Below are 16,671 nucleotides of genomic sequence, written 5' to 3' on the forward strand. Positions count from 1 at the left end.
CGACGGATTCCAGCCATAGTACTTATCGAACGTCGGGGCTCCACACATGTAGCGAGGTGACGCGCGTTCGTGCTGCTAACCACCAGAATGGATGAGGTCGGCGCCGGCGGGTACCAGGCAGTCGTCGGGGTCGTCGAGCCATCCCTCGGGGAGCGCGACCGTCCCGGGTGACCCCTGACGTCCCCGTGGTCCCTCGGCGTCCTTGGGGAACGGGATGGTCGGATCGAGCTGAACCAAGAGGTCGTCGAGTTCGGTGAGGGTGCTCACGAGGGCCATCGCGACCCGCAGTTCGGACCCGGCGGGGAAGCCCCGCAGGTACCAGGACACGTGCTTGCGCAGTTCACGGAGGCCCTTGTCCTCGCCGTGGTGATCGGCAAGGAGCTCCGCGTGCCGGCGGATGATCGTGGCCACCTCGCCGAGATTGGGCGGAGTGGGCTGCGGGTTTCCGTTCAGTGCGGCGCTCAGCTCCGCGAACAGCCATGGGCGCCCGAGGCATCCGCGCCCGACGACGACGCCGTCGCACCCTGTCTGTTCCATCATGCGGGCCGCGTCCTCGGCGGCGAAGATGTCGCCGTTCCCGAGTACGGGCACGTCCGTGACGTGTTCCTTGAGCCGGGCGATCTCGTTCCAATCGGCCGTGCCGGAGTACCGCTGCGAGGCGGTACGCGCGTGCAGTGCGACCGCGGCGGCGCCTTCGCCGGCGGCGATCCGGCCGGCGTCGAGATGCGTGTGGTGCTCGGCGTCGATGCCGACGCGGAACTTGACGGTCACCGGGACGTCGGTCCCCTCGGTCGCCTTCACGGCCGCCGCGACGATCCGGCCGAACAGGGTGCGCTTGTACGGCAGCGCCGCGCCACCACCCTTGCGGGTCACCTTGGGAACCGGGCAGCCGAAGTTCATGTCGATGTGGTCGGCCATGTTCTCGTCCACGATCATCTTGGCCGCGGCGTACGTGGTGTCGGGGTCGACGGTGTACAGCTGCAGCGACCGCGGGGTCTCGGTCGGGCCGAACGTCGTCATGTGCAGGGTCGCGGGCTGTCGTTCCACCAGCGCACGCGCGGTCACCATCTCACAGACGTACAGGCCGGACGTGCTGCCCGCGCGCTCCGTCTCGAGCTCACGACACAGCGTGCGGAACGCGACGTTGGTGATCCCGGCCATGGGGGCCAGAACCACCGGACTGCGCAGCTCGAGCGATCCGATACGAAGGGATGACATTGACGACCTCTGGGAAAGTGCTGGAACAAAAACTGTGCCCGGTACCGAATCCGGTACCGGGCACAGGATAACTGTTTACGTCACGAAGCCTTCTGCTCGCGCTTCTTGGCCTCGCGGGCCAGCATGCGGTCGCGCTGCTCCTCGAACTTGGTGGCCTGGCCCTCGAGGTTCTCGAGGAACTTGCCGAGGCTCTCGCGGACCTCTTCGCCGCGGGCGGTGAAATCGGTCCGCTCGAAGATGTTCCACTTGCGCAGGACGGGCATCAAGACCTCTTCGAGGTGCTGACGCAGGTCGTAGATGCCGTGCTTGGCCATGAGCACACCGTTGCGCCGGAAGTTCGGCATGCCGGCGCCCGGCATCTGGAAGTTCTGGACGATCATGTTGATGGCCTCGAGCGCCTGATCGGGCGCGAGGTCGAGGGCAGCACCGCACATGTTGCGGTAGAAGATCATGTGCAGGTTCTCGTCGGCGGCGATGCGCTGCAGCATCTTGTCGGCGATCGGGTCCTTGCACGCCTTACCGGTGTTGCGGTGGCTGACGCGGGTGGCGAGTTCCTGGAACGTCACGTACGCGACGGAGTGGAGGAAGCCGGCGTCGACGTCGGCGGGGGAGGCGAAGCCGTTCGTCATGTGCTCCATGCGGAAACGCTCGAGCTGGACGGGGTCGACGGCGCGGGTCACGACGAGGTAATCGCGCATCACGATGCCGTGACGGTTCTCCTCGGCGGTCCAGCGACCGACCCACGTTCCCCACGCGCCGTCCTGCGAGAAGTTCTCGGCGATCTCGCGGTGGTACGACGGCAGGTTGTCCTCGGTGAGGAGGTTCGTGATCATCGCAGCCTTGGCGACCTCGTCGAGCTGCGACTGCTCGGGATCCCAGTCGATGCCGCCCATCGCGGCGAAGTTGCGTCCTTCGTCCCACGGAACGTAGTCGTGGGGATGCCATTCCTTGGCCATGGAGATGTGGCGGTTGACGTTCTCTTCTGCAACCGGCGACAACTCCTGCAGCAGTTCGAGTTGGGTCAGATCCCTCGCCATGTGTAATGCCTCCAGTAGCTCAATTTGACTTTGTTCAGCCTACGGCACCGTAAGTAGGTTGGTAAACGCCGTCGGCGGCCCGGGAACCGTCCAAGTTACCGATCCGTAATGGATCTTCCGGGATGTGTCGCCGCCACGCGGCGAACCGTTACATGACAGTGTACTGATGAGCGTGCGTACGCGGTGACCAGCGTAATCATCGCAGGGAGAGATCATCACAGCGACGCGCGGACAGTTGTGGACGATTACAGATTTGTCGGTCTCCACAGATTCCCTGTCGTAACTCGAGCCGTGTCGGCGGTTGCGCGGAACCCGTTCGTCCGGGTTGTCGGTCTCCTGGGAATTCGATCCACCCCAGGTGTGAATATCGCCACCCGGGCCCAGTCCGCCGCCCGCACCCTTTCCGAGCAGGCCACCCAGGACCCCGTCGAGCCCGCCGACGAGCCTCGGCAGCGCCGACTTCACCGCGGTCTCGGCGGCGGGAAATCCCGCGTATGTCCGTTATGCCGGTTGCGGTCGGTCTGGGCGCTGCCGACAATCGTCACATGGGCAACAACATGAGCCGCCTGGAACAGATCGTCGCCGAGTTGCCCGAAGCCGTGCGCGTGGACGTCGCCCAATGGGATGGACACCCGACGTTCCGGGTGCGGGGGAAGAACTTCGTGTTCAGTGACGTGGAGGCCACCCGGTTGACGGTGAAGCTCACCGTCGACGAGGCCGAAGCGGTCGTCGCAACGGAACCAGGGGCCGAGCCCGCGGGATACGGTCTCGGTAGACACGGCTGGATCGCACTGGACGTCGCGGACGCGGACGAGCCTCGGTGGGAACAGCTGCGTGAGTGGATCAGGACGTCGTACACGCTCGTCGCCCCGAAGCGACTGGCCGAGCAGGTGCTGGACGAAGAACCGTTGCCGACGCAGGGAGACCAGTCATGACGACCGAGGACAGCGCATCCACTTCCACACCGGCGAAATCGGGCCTGCCTGCGTGGGCCAAGAAGGCCATCGGCATCGCAGTCCTCCTGGTGGTGCTGGTCATCGCCTACTTCATCCTCGCGGCCTACCTCCCGCGGGCGTGGGCCCAGAACGTGGGTGGACTGGCGAACGGCAGCTTCGGCGGCGGCATCCTGTGGGGACTGTTGTTCGGCACCCTGTGCACCCTCCTGCCGCTGCTGCTGGTCCGCGGAGCGTGGCGGCTGTTCCGCCGGCGCCGGTTCAAGCCGGTGCAGATCGTGTTGCTGATCCTCGGTGTCCTGGTGGTGCTGCCCAACCTGCTGACGCTCAGTGTGGTGCTCGGCGGCAACAGCGCAGCGCACGCGGGCGAACGGATCATGGACGTCGACGCGCCCGGATTCCGCGGCGCATCGCTCGCCGGCGCCATCATCGGAGTGGTGCTGTTCCTCGGCGTCGCCGGAGTCAGCTTCACGTACCGCAAGCGCGGCGAGGATCTCGCCGAGATGCGAAGAGATTCGAAAGCGAAGGACGGACAGGTGGGCGACGGGCCGCCGGTCGGACCGTCACCTGCCACGCCCTGAGCGAATTCACCACACGAGCACGGGCTTGATCACCGTGCCCGCGGCCTGATCGGCGACGGCGCGGTTGATGTCGTCGAATCGATACTCGGTGACGAGACGGTCGAACGGGAATTTCCCGTCCGCGTGCAGCGCCAGCAACTGCGGAATGAACTGCTGTACCGAAGAATCGCCCTCGACGCAGCCGCGGAGGGTCTTGCCGCTCAGCATCAGATCCTGAATGTTCACCACCACTTCGGGTGCGCCGAGGCCGACGACCACCGCGCTGCCCCGCGCGCGCAGGCACGACAATGCCTGGCCGATGACGGCGGGGATCCCCGTCGTGTCCAGGGCGTGGGTGGCGCCGCCGCCCGTCGCCGCACGGATCGATGCGACCGCGTCCTGTGACCCGGGATCGAGCGCGACCGCGCCGAACTCCTCCGCGAGCGCACGTCGCGCGGGTACCGGATCGACGGCGAGAAGCGTTGCGACGCCGGCTGATCGGGCCGCGAGCAGCGCGGCGAACCCGACACTGCCCGCGCCGAAGACGACCACACTCGAATCGCGGCCCGGCCGGAGCACGTTCAGTACCGCACCGGCACCCGTCTGGAACCCGCAGCCGAGCGGCGCCGCGGCGGCCAGGTCGACGGACTTGTCGACGACGACGACGTTGTCGGCGGTTGCGAGGACGTGCTCGGCGAAACTGGACTGGCCGAAGAACGCGGCGCGCACGGACTCGCCGTTCTGGGTGACGGTGGCCGAACCGTCCGCGCGTCGGCCCGAACTGTTCAGCCGGTGCGCGTCGACGCAGTACGCCGGACCCGCGCTTCGGCACTGGTCGCAATCGCCGCAGTGGCGGTAACTGAGAATCACGTGATCACCGGGCGCCACCCCGCTCACGCGTGACCCGACGTCGACAACGATCCCGGCACCTTCGTGCCCGAGGACGGCGGGGCCGGCGGCGCGGGGGAGGGCCGCCTTGGTGAAGAGGTCCGTGTGGCACAGGCCGGTGGCGACGATGCGCACCAGTACCTCGTCCGCGCGGGGCTCGTCGAGTTCGACCGTCTCCAGCGTGAACGGAGAATCGGGTCCGCGTGAGACCGCTGCTGTGACCTGCATTGGAGCTCAGTCTCTTTCGAGCAGGAAGTAGTAGTGCCAACCGTCGTCGAGGACCAGTGCGGACTTGCCGTTCATGATGCCCATGAGGGTGGAGTCGTCCACCTTCTTGAAGTGGTCGAAGATGGGTGCGCCGTCGTACACCATGGTCGCGGTGACCTCACCCCGGAACTCGATGTTCCACAGGCTGGCTTCGCCGTTGCCGCCCTTGATGTCGGAATAGAGGTTGCCGTCCACGTCCCGGCAGATCAACGGCTTCGCGTCCTCGAGGGAGTGGAACGTCTTTCCGTGCCAGCGGCTCGCGAACAGCTTCTCGTGGAGGCGGTGTCCGGTGGCGAAGTCGTCGCCCTTCCAGCTGCCGAGGATGTCTTCGGCCCTGACGGTGTCGAGCGCCGCCCACACGGCGTCGAGTTCGTCGGGCGAGACGCCGCTCTCGCGCCCCCGGAGCTCGTGGAACGTGCTGCGGGCCTGATCGATGTCCATGAAAACGGTCCTTGGGGTGAGGGGCGCGAGGTTTACGAACCAAACTGTTCGTCAACTGCGCACGCTACGCCGAACCAGATGGTTCGGCAACGGGCAATTTAGGATGTCGGAATGCGAACAGCGGGAGAAGCCACGCGAGAACGGATCCTCGCCGCGGCCAAGGCGGAGTTCGCCCGCCACGGAGTCGCCGGAGCCCGGATCAACCGCATCGCGGAGGCGGCCCGGGCAAGCAAGGACCGTCTGTACGCGTACTTCGACAGCAAGGAAACGCTGTTCGACGCCGTCATCACGCAATGGATCGCCGAGACGACGGAACAGACGGCGTTGCGGGGCGACGATCTGCCGGGCTACGCGGGCCGGTTGTTCGACGACTACGTGGCGCACCCCGAGAACGCGAGGCTGCAGAAGTGGGCCGACCTGGAGGTGCGCGAGCAGATCGCCGACGATGCGCGGATCCTCACGCTGCGCCCCAAGATCGCCGAGATTCGGCGTGGGCAGCAGGAGGGGTTCGTCGATCCGTCGTGGAACGCGGGCGAGCTGCTGCTCGTGATCACCGACATCGCCTTGTCACTGGCCACCGCCCGCGGCGGCCGCAAGCAGGCGGGGGCAAAGTCGGGGGAGCGCACGGTGGCGCAGCGGCGGCAGGCCACTGTCGAGGCGGTTCGTCGTCTGATCGGGACGCCTGCGGCGGCGGAAGCGCCGGGCCGCGAATGAGTGCTCGTGCCCCTTACCCGGCATGGTGCCGAGTAAGGGGAGAGTGCCCCCAGTAGGGCTCGAACCTACGACCTGCGGATTAAAAGTCCGTAGCTCTACCAACTGAGCTATAGGGGCGCGGGGCCAGAGTCTAGTGCGCAGACCGTGACCGAGAAAACAGGACCCCCGGCACGGCGCGCCGCGCGGGGGGTGAAAAGGGTCGGCTCGGGTGCGCACCCCCTGCAGCGCACCCGAGCCGACCCAAATTATACCACTTGGTGTGTTTTCGGCAGCAGTCCGGTTTCAGCTCCATAAAGGTCTTTGGGTTGGTTTCTGGGAAGTTTCCATGATTTACAGACTGCTCTGTCGGTTCTTTCAAAACGGGGATACTGTTATGTATGGCTCCATGCTCGTCCCAGTAGGGCGGAAAGAGGGCTACTGCATCTCGGAGAGGGATTTACCGTCATGGCACGTCAACAGGAACGTGCGCGACGCACTCGCGCTGCGCTGGTGGAGTCGGCCGCCATCGAGTTCGCCAAGCGCGGCTATGCGGCGGCGTCCGTCAACACGATCCTCGAGGGCTCGAACGCCACCAAGGGGGCGATGTACTTCCACTTTCAGTCGAAGGAAGAACTTGCCCGTGCCGTTCTTCAGTCCGGAGTCGAGCAATTCACCGCGCTGACCGACAGGTGGACGAGTCGCACGGACATCGGGCCGTTCGAAGCCCTCCACGGTTTCGTGATCGATCTGGCGAAGCTGTTCCATTCGAGCGTCATCGTGCGGGCCGAGTTCCGGTTGATCGTCGAACCCGAGTTCTATCCGGACGTACAGTCCGGCGGCTCGCAGGTGTGGGGGCGCGCCGCGCACGAGTTCGCGATCCGCGCTCAGCGCGACGGACTGCTGCGCGCCGACGCCGATCCCGAGAAGTTCACCAGGGTCCTGGCGGCGTCCCTCGCCGGCCAGCGGTACATGTCCGACATGACGGCGCTGGAGGGTGACCTCGGCGAGCGGTTCGCGGAATCGCTCGAAGTGATCCTCGAAGCGATGGCTTCACCCGAATGGTTGGAGAAGTTTGCGAGGGAAGGCTGGCCGGATTCCGGTTCGGAACTTCCCGATTCGTAGTCTGACCTGGCGATTTGGGAAATTCTCGATCCGTGTCCTAAGCTATCCAAGCTCCCAACGGAACGCCGTTGAGGTACTGGTTCGGAGAAATCCGGCGGGCCCCCTTCGTCTAGCGGCCTAGGACGCCGCCCTTTCAAGGCGGTAGCGCGGGTTCGAATCCCGTAGGGGGTACGTTTGACCGGTGTCGAGCATGCGGTATGGTTCGACGGCAGTAAAAGTGACACGCAGTAACGCTTTACACTGGTAAAGCAACAGCAGGACAAGCAAGGCCCTGTGGCGCAGTTGGTTAGCGCGCCGCCCTGTCACGGCGGAGGTCGCGGGTTCGAGTCCCGTCAGGGTCGCAAGTGTGTTGCCGATACCGAGTATCGGCAACACAATGCGATAGGCATTCGGTTCGGGTGCCGTCCGGCCAGGTAGCTCAGTTGGTACGAGCGTCCGCCTGAAAAGCGGAAGGTCGCCGGTTCGATCCCGGCCCTGGCCACCACGATTCACCGAAGCTCCGTTGTCGAGAACGTCGACAGCGGAGTTTTTTCGTTGTCCGTGTCGCTAGGGTGCGATCCGCAGTGTGTCGACGAGGCCGTCGCTGAGAACGAACTCGTACTTCAGTTCCACCGGGCTCCCGGGGAAATTTCCTTTCACCGTGGTGGTGATCACGTAAGTGTCGTCGGCGGCCGTTTCCGTTCCGGTCACCTCGACCGTGTAGGTGTACTTCGATTCGAGGTCCCTGCGCCATTGCCGGATGCCGTCGCGCCCGCGGACGGTCCGGCCTTCGTCGGTCACGGCCGCGTTGTCGGTGAAGCATGCTGTGAGTGCATCGAGGTCTCCTGCGTCGGCTGCCCGAAAGTAGCGCGTGACGATCTCGGGTGTCGTGGTGGTGCTCATGGTGATCTCCCTGTCCCTGTGCGTTGTCCCTGCCGGCCCGGCAGTCCGTGCGTATAGCAACGCTATAGAAGTAGCATAGCGGTGTGACAAAGAAGAGTGTGGCCGGTGACGCCCGCGACCGTCTGCTGAAGGCGGCGGCCCAACTACTCGACGAGGCCAAGGGCAAGCCCGTGTCCACCCGCGCCGTCTGCGACCTCGCCGGCGTGCAGGCCCCGACGCTGTACCACCACTTCGGCAGCAAGCAGGGCCTGTTCGACGCGGTCGTGGAGTACGGTTTCGGCCAGTACGTCCGGGCCACGAATCGGCGCGGGGACGACCCGGTCGACGACCTGCGGCACGGCTGGGACGATCACGTCCGCTACGGGCTCGACAATCCCTCGTTCTACGTCCTGCTGTACGGGCAGGTCGCTCCAGGCAAGCCGTGTGCGGTGACCTCCGTCGCCGAGACGAGGCTCCTCCAGTTGCTGACCGAGATCGCGCAGCAGGGACGCCTGCGCGTGACGCCTGCGGCCGCCGCCGGGCAATTCGTGGCGGCGAACGTCGGCATGACCCTGCACCTCATCGCGCAGCCGGAGGGCCGCGTCGACCTCTCCCTGTCACGGGAACTGCGCGACAACGTGATCGCCGGGCTGATCCGGCCGGCGCCCACTGTGCTGTCGGAGACCTCGAGGGAGGTGGTCGAGAAGGCGGACGCGCTCGCGCGCGCCCTCGACGCCGACGCGGGCCGGGCCGGGTTGAGTGCCGGCGAACTCCTCGTGATGCGGGAGTGGCTCGACAAACTAACGGCAGCGACCTAGGACTCCGAGCGCCGCCGCAGGGTGTCGAAGATCTCGCGGTAGTGCAGGTGAGCCATGAAATGACCACCGGTGCGGATATTCAGCCTGGCGCCGGGAATCCGGCGGGCGAGCTCGGGCGGCCAGGTCGTGGGCACGAGTTCGTCCTCGGTTCCACCCCAGACGTCGACCGGCACGGTCAGATCCTCCGGCGCGAACCCCCACGGCCGCATCCACGCGCAGTAGTCCTCCACCATCCCGGGCGCCGTCCGGAGAGCCTCACCGGACATGAGCGAGAAGTTCCGGACGGGTTCGGAGCGGAGAACGGCTGCGTCCGCGGCGCCGAGGTCGCGGGCGCCGAGTCGCCGGAACAGGCGCGGAGCACGCAGCGCGACGGCGCCCATGACGCGAAAGCAGCTCCGCGCCACCAGCGGGGCGTGCTGGGACAGCCGGGTGAACACGCGGTCCCCGGCGGGAAGCTGGGCGAACACCCCGGGTTCGGTGAGGGGCAGGGCCCCGGCGATCACCGCGACACTTGTCACGCGCGACGCCACGCCGGAGCCCACCGCGAGCGCGTACTGCCCGCCCATCGACCACCCCAGGACACCGAAACGGCCGACGCCGAGGCGATTCACGAGGTCTTCGACGTCCCGGGCCCAGTCGAGGACCGTCCTGCCCGGCTGCGGATCCGACAGTCCGATCCCCGGACGGTCGGGGGACAGGAGCCGGATGCCCGCGTCGCGAGCACTCCGGTCGGCGGCCGCGACGTCGAGACGGCCGGCGAGCCCGCCGTGGGCGTTCACGACGGTGAATCCGCGGGGGTCGCCGTACTCCGCGAAACCCATCAGGCGTCCGTCGGGCAGCCGGATCACACGATCCTCGGGTCCGACATGAACTCTGGGCACGGGAACCTCCGGCGGTCGAGGCGAGTCTATCCGGGGGTGGCCCACGCAATCCGGACATCGTGACGACCGGAACCGGTGCCGTCGCCGGACGGCACCGAGGTGACTGTCGCTAGGCTGACGTCCATGAGCAGTGCTGAAGAGCCGCTGACGGCGGGCCGCGACGGGCTACTGTCGTTGCTTCGCAACGGGCAGCTGCCCTCGCGTGGGGCCAAAGCCCCCCAGCGGGAGCGTTATCAGCGGATCGTCGCCGCAGCGATGGAACTCGCCTCGGAGGGCGGGTACGACGCCGTGCAGATGCGGGCCATCGCCGATCGGGCGGGCGTCGCGCTGGGCACCGTGTACCGCTACTTCCCGTCGAAGAACCACATGCTGGTGATGGGCCTGTTGATGGTGTTCGAGGGAATGCGGTCCCGGTTCGAGGACGTCGCGATCCCGGGGGACACGCCGTCGGAGCGGATCCTGTTCGTCCTCCGGAAGAACACGGAAGTCCTCGAGAAGGACCGGCCGCGCTACGAGGCCCTGGTGCGCGCGTTCATGTTCGCGGACGCGTCGGCCTCGGCCGAACTGGATGCGTTCGGCGCGCTGATGACCGAAATGTTCGCCAAGACCATCGGTGTCGAGCACATCTCCGACGACCAGTTGAACGCCATCCGGGTGATCGGTGACGTCTGGATGTCGAGCCTGGTGTCCTGGGTGGCCGGCCGCATCTCGGTGGACGAGGTGATGGCTCACCTCGGGCTCGCGGTCCGTCTCGTGTTCCGGCGCCTCGGCGGCTAGTTCGCGCGCTCAGCGAAACGACTGCCGGATTACCGGTTCTCGCCGCTCGAGGATGGTGGCGGTGTGCTGGCGCACCATGCTGTCGAGGTGCTCACCCTGCGGTGCGAGCCAGAAGTCGCCCCGGTCGATGCCTGCGAAGACCAATTCCGCGAAAGTGTCTGCGTCGAGACCGTGGGTGCCGAGCAGTTCGCGCATCTGCGCGACCATCCGATCGACGGCCGGATGGGAGACCGCCCCGAACGGGTTGTCGAAGACGGACGTGACGACGGGCCCCGGCGCGAGCACGCTCGCGGACACCGGGGCGCCTACCATGGTCAACTCCATCTGCAGGCACTCGGTGATCGCGACGACCGCGAACTTCGATGCGCTGTACGGCGACATCATCGGACCGGGCGCGAATCCACCGACCGAGGCCGTGTTGACGACGCGTCCGCCGCCCTGGTCGATCATGCGCGGAACGAACGCCCGGATCCCGTTGACGACACCCGTGACGTTGACACCGAGGGCGGCGTCCCAGTCGGATTCGCCGAGTTGCCAGAGGAATCCGGCCCGCATGATTCCGGCGTTGTTGAAGAGAAGGTCCACCCGGCCGAACGAGTCGTACGCGAGATCGGCCAGGGCGTGGACGGACCCGGAGTCCGCGACGTCGGTTGCGCACGTGAGGGCGGCTCCGCCCAGATCTGCGGCCAGACGATCCAGCGCGGCCGTATCGATGTCGGCGAGGAGCACTGCCATACCGCGAGCGTGCGCGTGCCGGGCTATCCCCGCCCCGATTCCCGAGGCCGCGCCGGTGACGACGACAACCTGCTTTTCCTGTGTTTCCGGTTCCGTCACGGCTCGACCGTAGGACCGTCGTCGGCCGCCTCGGCCCGGGTTTCTCTCTCAGCGGGACATATTCACGTGCCGGGACGCCACAGTGGTGCGAGGTCCGGGCCCTCCTCGCCCTGCTGCTGCGTACCCCGGAAGCGTGCCGCGAAGACGATCCAGCCGATGGTGGCCATGAGCAGGAAGCTGACCAGGCGGTAGACGACGATCGCGGACACCGCCTCGGCGCCGGTCATTCCGCTGGCGGTCAGTGCGGGGACGAGCACGGCATCCATGACACCGAGCCCGGCGGGCAGAAGTGGGATGGCCGAACGGGCGGCGTTGCCCGCCGCGTACGCGACGGCCAGTCCGGCGAACCCGGGATGTGCGCCGACCGCGTAGCACGCGAAGGCGAGGCATGCGGCGTCGGCGATCCAGTTGAACAGCGACCACCCGAACGCGCGGGCGGTGTCGCGGCGATCCATCCGGACGGCGCTCATCTGGTTCACGATGTGCTTCCATCGGCGAACACCGGTCAGCGGAGACTTCTTTCGAAGCGCGTTGAATCCGCGTAGCGCGGTGATGCCGACACCTTCGAGGGCGTCGGGCCGCGAGGCGGCGTACTGAGCCACCACCAGGAAGGCGCACAGGCCGCCGAACGTGAAGATCAGCGAGAACGGGTTGGTCTCGGCCCCGACGAGCAGTGCGCCCGCCAGTCCGACGAGCGCCAGGCCGATGGCCTGGAGGGCGCCGGCCATCACCAGTTGCCACGTCGCGACCACCGGTGAGGCACCCCAGAGGCGTGTCTGCCGGTACCTGAACGTCGTTGCCAGAACCGGGCCGCCCGGCAGCGTCACGCTCATCGAATTGGAGGCGAACGTCACCGCGAGGGACTGCCGCTGTCTGATGTGCACGTCCGCGACCCCCAGCAGGCAGCGCTGGACCCGGGCGAAACTCGACATCGACGCCAGCGACGCCACGACGGCCGCGGCCACCCATCCCCATCGGAGGTCGCCGAGGTTCTGGACGCTCTCGGAGAGGTCCGGCCAGATGAGGACGATTTCCACCGCGAGCACGACGACGAGCAGGCCGCCGATCACCCATTCGACTCGACGCCTGCGGGGCGTCGGGCGGGTGTCTTGGGCGTCAGTCATACGCGTCCATTACACATGGCCGGTGATCACACCGTGTATCCGCCGTCGACGTCGAGTTTCTGTCCGGTGACGAAACCCGCCCGGTCGCTCGCGAGGAAGCAGACCGCCTCGGCGACGTCCGCGGCGGTGCCGAACCGGCGTAGCGGTATCCGGCTCATGGCGGCGTCGAGTGCGCGCTGATCGAGTTCTTCGGAGTTGATCAGCCGCTCGGCCATGCCGTCGGTGAGCATTCCCGGGCCCACCGAATTGAAGCGGACGCCGTAGCGGCCCTCCTCGGCGGCGAATCCCTTGACCAGCTGTTCGATCGCACCCTTGGTGCCCGGCGACAGTCCGTCGCGCACCGGATATCGGCTGGTGGCCGCGGTCGTGACCGCGACGACGGAACCGGACGCTTCCCGCAGCGCGGGGAGGGCGGCCTTGACGACGGTGAAGAAGGCCACCGCTTCCTGTTCGAGGTGCTCGGCGTAGTCCCGGGGAGCGATCTCGGACAGGTGGATCATCGGAATGTGCGGTCCCGCGGCGTGAACGAGGACGCCGAGGCCGCCGAAGTGTTCGATGGTCTGTGTCACGACACTCGCGACGCGGGGCTGGTCGGTGAGGTCGGCGGAGAACGCCTGCGCTCCGACGCCGCGGCTTTCCAGTTCGCCGACGAGGTCCGCGGCGACGTCGGCGTTGGATCGGTAGGTGATGGCCACGTCGTGGCCGAGGGTCGCGAGTTGCCGTGCGATGGCCGAGCCGATGCCGCCGGTGCCGCCCGTGACCAGTGCGGCGCAGCGACGTCGGGGGGTGCTGGTGGCGGGTGTCGCCATGAGGAACTCCAAGCGTGTGAGGAACGAGCGCCCCTAACCTAGCAACTGCTTGGTTTCGGTGGGTGGGGAACAGTTCACCCCGGCCGAGCGCAGCCTAGCCTGGCTATCCGACCAGGCCTTTTCGTCTTAGCCTGAACGCATGTCAGCAGAGAACGCCGAGCGGGCCGAGCCCTCGCGGCATCCCGACGAGCCGCACGCACCGAGTCTGGCGAGCCGCCTCAACTGGTTGCGGGCCGGCGTTCTCGGCGCCAACGACGGCATCGTGTCGACCGCCGGCCTGGTGGTCGGGGTGGCCGCGGCCACCACCGAACGATCGGCGATCTTCACCGCCGGATTCGCGGGTCTCGCGGCCGGGGCGGTGTCGATGGCCCTGGGCGAGTACGTCTCGGTGAGCACCCAGCGCGACACCGAACGCGCTCTTTTGTCGAAGGAACGCCGCGAACTCACCGAAACCCCCGACGTCGAGTTCGAGGAACTCGTCGCGATGTACGAGGCCAAGGGGCTGAGTGGCGACACCGCCCGGACGGTCGCGCGCGAACTCACCGACCACGATGCGTTCGCCGCCCACGTGGACATCGAACTGGGCATCGACCCGGACGACCTGACCAACCCCTGGCAGGCTGCGGGATCCTCGGCGCTGTCCTTCACGCTCGGCGCCCTCGTCCCGCTGCTGGCGATCCTCGTACCGCCTGTGCACCTGCGCATTCCGGTGGCGTTCTTCGCCGTGCTGGTCGCGCTGGCCCTCACGGGCACCGTCAGCGCGGCTCTCGGCGGCGCACAGCGCACCCGGGCAGTGCTCCGCGTCGTGCTGGGCGGGGCACTCGCGATGATCGTCACGTACGGCATCGGCCAGCTGGTGGGAACGGGCATCGCCTAGCTTCGGGCGACAGTCACTCGCTCCGGCAGATCATGACCGGACATTTCGCGTGGTGGAGCAGATTCTGGCTCGTCGAGCCCATCAGCGCGCCGAGCCACGGTCCCCGGCCGTGGCTGCCGACGACGATGAGCTGGGCGTCCCCTGCATGCCGCAGGATGACGTCGGCTGCGGCACCCTGCTCGGCCACCCTCGTCACGGACACGTCCGGGTATCGTTCCGACTCGCCCGCGAGGCCCTCGGACAGCAGCGCCTCCTCTTCCTGCTTCACGGCGTCCCAGTCGACGAGCATGCCGGTGCCGCCCGCGCCGAGCGTGGGGGAGCCCTGCCACGTGTGGACGGCGGTCAGCGGCGCCTCGAAGAACGACGCGAATTCGAATGCGTGGGCCACGGCGTCGCGGCTGAGGTCGCTTCCGTCGACCCCGACCACCACCGGACGCTGGTCGGGTGTGGTGACTTCACCCCGGAGAACGGTCACCGGGCAGGGTGCGCGGTTGACGACGTGCAGCGCCGTCGAGCCGAGCAGCACCGAACGGATCGCTCCCGTTCCCGTGGATCCGAGCACGATCAACCGCGCCCAGTCGGCGGCCTCGAGCAGTGCGGTGCCCGCGGGACCGGGACTGATGGTCGTCTCGATCTCCAGACCGGGGAACTTCGGTCCCAGTAGCCGCTTCGCCGTCCCGATGATGGCCTCGCCGTCCTCGCGCAGCTGACTGAGGAACTGCGACTCCAGCATGATCGCAGCGGGGCTGTACAGCGGGCCGTCCTGCGGCAGTGCGTGCACGAGCGACAGCGTGGCACCCCACTTCGACGCGACTGCGGCGCCCCACAGGGCGGCGGCGGTGGAGGCGTCGGATCCGTCCAGGCCGACGACGACGGAATGACTGGCGGGTGTGCTCACGTCTGGCTCCCTTCGCTCACGCTGTTGGGGGTACTCCCCGACTGTGCCCTACTTCCAGACTTTTCGGGCCGCCTTCCTCGCGGTCTTCCACTCGGGTTTCACGAGCGGCGTCAGGGTATCGCCGCGATCGAGCTCACGCTGCAAGAGCATTCCGAGGCCCAGGCTCGACTCGGCGGAGTGCTGATCCTCCGCGACCATCGCGAGGATGTGGTCCCGTGCGACGACGGCGTCCTGGTACTCGCCGAGCACGTCCTGAAAGCCCTTGAATTTCGTCTGAGCGCGGTCGGACGCCTTCGGTGTCAGCGACCGCGTCGCCTCGATCGCATAGCGCATTCGCTTGGCGCGCTTGCGCGCCCGGTGTGTCCGTGCGTCGCGCTCGGCCCGGGTGGTCGCGGACGCCGCCTTCCGCACGCGCTTGTGGACGGACTTCGACAAGGTGCGCAGGGATTTCGCCACGGCCTTCTTCGACGGGCCACCGTCCCCGGACGCCTCGACGGCGACCAGGAACGTATCGAGTCCGGCGAGCAGGTCGAGGTAGCGCCGGGAGTTCAGGGCGGCCAGTGCTGCGGGCCGGGCCGTCGCGGCGAGTCCCGAGAAGTACTCGTCGAGGCGCGCACGCACGACCTCGCGGTCGGGTATTTCCTCGGCGCCACCCAGCCGGTCCACGAGCCGGCTCCACTGCACCTCGGTGTCCCGCGCCGAGCCGAGGGCCTGACCGACCCAGCGGAGTTCGACGATCAACTCGTCGACGGTTTCCTGATCGCGCAGGCTGGACCCGTACACCTGGAGGACACTCCGGATGCGCCGGGCCGAGACCCGGAGGTCGTGGACGGACTCCTCGAGGTCGCGCCGCACGCCGAGGTCGGCCGTCACGAGAGAATCCTTCTGCGCCGCCAGATACTCCAGCAGCAGTGTCCGGGGAGTGGACCCCTTCGTCCTGCGCGCGGGGCGCGGGGTGCCGGTCACCGCGTCGCCGAGCGCCCGCCGCAACTTCGACGGCGCGTCCGACCGAGCTATCCCGGCGTCCGTCAGCCGGGAGTCGATGGCGTCGAACAGGTTTCGGTCTCCGGCCGCGAGCTCCACTTCGATCTCGCGCCACACCCGCTCGTCGGATCCGGTGCCCTTCTCGGGGACGGCGGCGATCACGACGTCCGAGACGACCTCGGCGAGCGTCGTCCCCGCCGCGTCCACGAGCCGCTGCCGTTCGCGATCGGTGCTGATGAGAGCGACCGGGTTCAGGGCGGCGCCGCGGGTGACGGCAGTGAGCAGTTCCGCGAATTCCCGGGGCACTTCCGTCTCGGGGAGCTCGGCGTCGGGCGCCAACTGCAACTCGGTTCGCTCGTCCGCGCCTGCCGGGATCTTCAGATGCCAGCCGGCGTCGTCGCCGCCTTCCCGGCGGCGGAGGGTGATTCCGGCGCGCAGCAGCAGAAGTTCGCCGGTGTCGTAGTACAGGGCGGACAGCTGAACGGTGTCGCGCCGCGGTTCACCGTCCACACCGGGCAATCCCGAGAGGCTGGGTATCTGCTGCTCCGAACCGGCCTCGTACTTGCGTTCCACTTCGGAGACGGACGTCGCGGTACTCATGTCCCCATCCTTCCGTCTGACCGGCCCGG

The 16,671-nt window shown here is 67.5% G+C and carries 18 protein-coding genes and 4 tRNA genes; 10 read left to right on the forward strand and 12 right to left on the reverse strand.

Annotated features, from left to right (window positions below):
• Positions 1–75: 75 nt before the first annotated feature.
• The gene (gene dusB / locus QM806_RS17650) at positions 76–1,218 is read right to left on the reverse strand and encodes a tRNA dihydrouridine synthase DusB (RefSeq protein WP_283292227.1); all 1,143 of its coding nucleotides are present in this window, start codon (positions 1,216–1,218) and stop codon (positions 76–78) included.
• Positions 1,219–1,298: 80 nt separating this feature from the next.
• Positions 1,299–2,255: an acyl-ACP desaturase gene (locus tag QM806_RS17655; RefSeq protein ID WP_005254796.1), complete on the reverse strand. Its 957-nt coding sequence runs from the start codon at positions 2,253–2,255 to the stop codon at positions 1,299–1,301.
• Positions 2,256–2,749: 494 nt separating this feature from the next.
• On the opposite strand from QM806_RS17655, the gene QM806_RS17660 reads away from it, so the two are divergent.
• Together QM806_RS17660 and QM806_RS17665 are read left to right on the forward strand one after the other, a co-directional pair.
• On the forward strand, positions 2,750–3,190 hold the full coding sequence (locus tag QM806_RS17660) for an MmcQ/YjbR family DNA-binding protein (protein ID WP_005244335.1): 441 nt from the start codon (positions 2,750–2,752) through the stop codon (positions 3,188–3,190).
• Positions 3,187–3,789 carry a hypothetical protein gene (locus QM806_RS17665; protein ID WP_005566652.1) on the forward strand — a complete coding sequence of 201 codons (603 nt, stop codon included), beginning with the start codon at positions 3,187–3,189 and terminating at the stop codon, positions 3,787–3,789. The genes QM806_RS17660 and QM806_RS17665 overlap by 4 nt, the downstream gene beginning before the upstream one ends.
• Before the next feature lie 6 nt (positions 3,790–3,795).
• Here the strand turns inward: QM806_RS17665 and QM806_RS17670 are convergent, their stop codons facing one another.
• Both QM806_RS17670 and QM806_RS17675 read right to left on the reverse strand, forming a co-directional pair.
• Positions 3,796–4,884: an NAD(P)-dependent alcohol dehydrogenase gene (locus QM806_RS17670; protein ID WP_005566651.1), complete on the reverse strand. Its 1,089-nt coding sequence runs from the start codon at positions 4,882–4,884 to the stop codon at positions 3,796–3,798.
• Positions 4,885–4,890: 6 nt separating this feature from the next.
• Positions 4,891–5,364, reverse strand: a complete 474-nt coding sequence (locus tag QM806_RS17675; protein ID WP_054247752.1) for a DUF4334 domain-containing protein — start codon at positions 5,362–5,364, stop codon at positions 4,891–4,893.
• Positions 5,365–5,475: 111 nt separating this feature from the next.
• Between QM806_RS17675 and QM806_RS17680 the strand changes: the two genes are divergently transcribed.
• Positions 5,476–6,078: a TetR/AcrR family transcriptional regulator gene (locus QM806_RS17680; protein ID WP_005254791.1), complete on the forward strand. Its 603-nt coding sequence runs from the start codon at positions 5,476–5,478 to the stop codon at positions 6,076–6,078.
• Between the two features lie 44 nt (positions 6,079–6,122).
• Here the strand turns inward: QM806_RS17680 and QM806_RS17685 are convergent.
• Positions 6,123–6,195 (reverse strand) — tRNA-Lys (locus QM806_RS17685).
• 327 nt (positions 6,196–6,522) lie between these two features.
• On the opposite strand from QM806_RS17685, the gene QM806_RS17690 reads away from it, so the two are divergent.
• The 4 genes from QM806_RS17690 to QM806_RS17705 all read left to right on the forward strand — a co-directional run bounded on the left by QM806_RS17690 (position 6,523) and on the right by QM806_RS17705 (position 7,663).
• On the forward strand, positions 6,523–7,179 hold the full coding sequence (locus QM806_RS17690) for a TetR family transcriptional regulator (protein WP_005254790.1): 657 nt from the start codon (positions 6,523–6,525) through the stop codon (positions 7,177–7,179).
• Between the two features lie 98 nt (positions 7,180–7,277).
• A tRNA-Glu gene (locus QM806_RS17695) sits at positions 7,278–7,350 on the forward strand.
• A gap of 96 nt (positions 7,351–7,446) precedes the next feature.
• A tRNA-Asp gene (locus QM806_RS17700) sits at positions 7,447–7,520 on the forward strand.
• 66 nt (positions 7,521–7,586) lie between these two features.
• Positions 7,587–7,663, forward strand: a tRNA-Phe gene (locus QM806_RS17705).
• A 62-nt stretch (positions 7,664–7,725) separates the two neighbouring features.
• Here the strand turns inward: QM806_RS17705 and QM806_RS17710 are convergent.
• Positions 7,726–8,061, reverse strand: coding sequence for a nuclear transport factor 2 family protein (locus QM806_RS17710; RefSeq protein WP_005563186.1), 336 nt, complete (start codon positions 8,059–8,061; stop codon positions 7,726–7,728).
• 83 nt (positions 8,062–8,144) lie between these two features.
• Here QM806_RS17710 and QM806_RS17715 point away from each other — a divergent pair, with 83 nt between their 5' ends.
• On the forward strand, positions 8,145–8,858 hold the full coding sequence (locus QM806_RS17715) for a TetR/AcrR family transcriptional regulator (RefSeq protein WP_242323376.1): 714 nt from the start codon (positions 8,145–8,147) through the stop codon (positions 8,856–8,858).
• Here QM806_RS17715 and QM806_RS17720 read toward each other — a convergent pair.
• Complete coding sequence (locus tag QM806_RS17720; RefSeq protein WP_005563182.1) at positions 8,855–9,706, reverse strand: alpha/beta fold hydrolase; 852 nt, start codon at positions 9,704–9,706, stop codon at positions 8,855–8,857. The two genes, QM806_RS17715 and QM806_RS17720, sit on opposite strands and share 4 nt — an antisense overlap.
• Before the next feature lie 156 nt (positions 9,707–9,862).
• On the opposite strand from QM806_RS17720, the gene QM806_RS17725 reads away from it, so the two are divergent.
• Complete coding sequence (locus tag QM806_RS17725; RefSeq protein ID WP_005244320.1) at positions 9,863–10,516, forward strand: TetR family transcriptional regulator; 654 nt, start codon at positions 9,863–9,865, stop codon at positions 10,514–10,516.
• A 9-nt stretch (positions 10,517–10,525) separates the two neighbouring features.
• On the opposite strand, the gene QM806_RS17730 is transcribed toward QM806_RS17725, so the two are convergent.
• The 3 genes from QM806_RS17730 to QM806_RS17740 all read right to left on the reverse strand — a co-directional run bounded on the left by QM806_RS17730 (position 10,526) and on the right by QM806_RS17740 (position 13,283).
• Positions 10,526–11,350 (reverse strand): SDR family oxidoreductase, encoded by an 825-nt coding sequence (locus QM806_RS17730; protein ID WP_005563178.1) that lies wholly within the window; start codon positions 11,348–11,350, stop codon positions 10,526–10,528.
• A 62-nt stretch (positions 11,351–11,412) separates the two neighbouring features.
• Positions 11,413–12,474 carry a lysylphosphatidylglycerol synthase transmembrane domain-containing protein gene (locus QM806_RS17735; RefSeq protein ID WP_283292233.1) on the reverse strand — a complete coding sequence of 354 codons (1,062 nt, stop codon included), beginning with the start codon at positions 12,472–12,474 and terminating at the stop codon, positions 11,413–11,415.
• A 26-nt stretch (positions 12,475–12,500) separates the two neighbouring features.
• Positions 12,501–13,283, reverse strand: coding sequence for an SDR family NAD(P)-dependent oxidoreductase (locus QM806_RS17740; protein WP_005572727.1), 783 nt, complete (start codon positions 13,281–13,283; stop codon positions 12,501–12,503).
• Between the two features lie 139 nt (positions 13,284–13,422).
• Here QM806_RS17740 and QM806_RS17745 point away from each other — a divergent pair, with 139 nt between their 5' ends.
• A complete protein-coding gene (locus QM806_RS17745) occupies positions 13,423–14,160 on the forward strand; it encodes a VIT1/CCC1 transporter family protein (RefSeq protein ID WP_005572726.1) in 738 nt (245 codons plus the stop codon).
• A gap of 13 nt (positions 14,161–14,173) precedes the next feature.
• On the opposite strand, the gene QM806_RS17750 is transcribed toward QM806_RS17745, so the two are convergent.
• Both QM806_RS17750 and QM806_RS17755 read right to left on the reverse strand, forming a co-directional pair.
• Complete coding sequence (locus QM806_RS17750) at positions 14,174–15,058, reverse strand: universal stress protein (protein ID WP_005572725.1); 885 nt, start codon at positions 15,056–15,058, stop codon at positions 14,174–14,176.
• 48 nt (positions 15,059–15,106) lie between these two features.
• Positions 15,107–16,642 carry a CYTH and CHAD domain-containing protein gene (locus tag QM806_RS17755; protein WP_005572724.1) on the reverse strand — a complete coding sequence of 512 codons (1,536 nt, stop codon included), beginning with the start codon at positions 16,640–16,642 and terminating at the stop codon, positions 15,107–15,109.
• Positions 16,643–16,671: the final 29 nt, after the last annotated feature.

The sequence above is a fragment of the Rhodococcus sp. IEGM 1351 genome (assembly GCF_030056875.1).
Taxonomy (GTDB): domain Bacteria; phylum Actinomycetota; class Actinomycetes; order Mycobacteriales; family Mycobacteriaceae; genus Rhodococcus_F; species Rhodococcus_F opacus.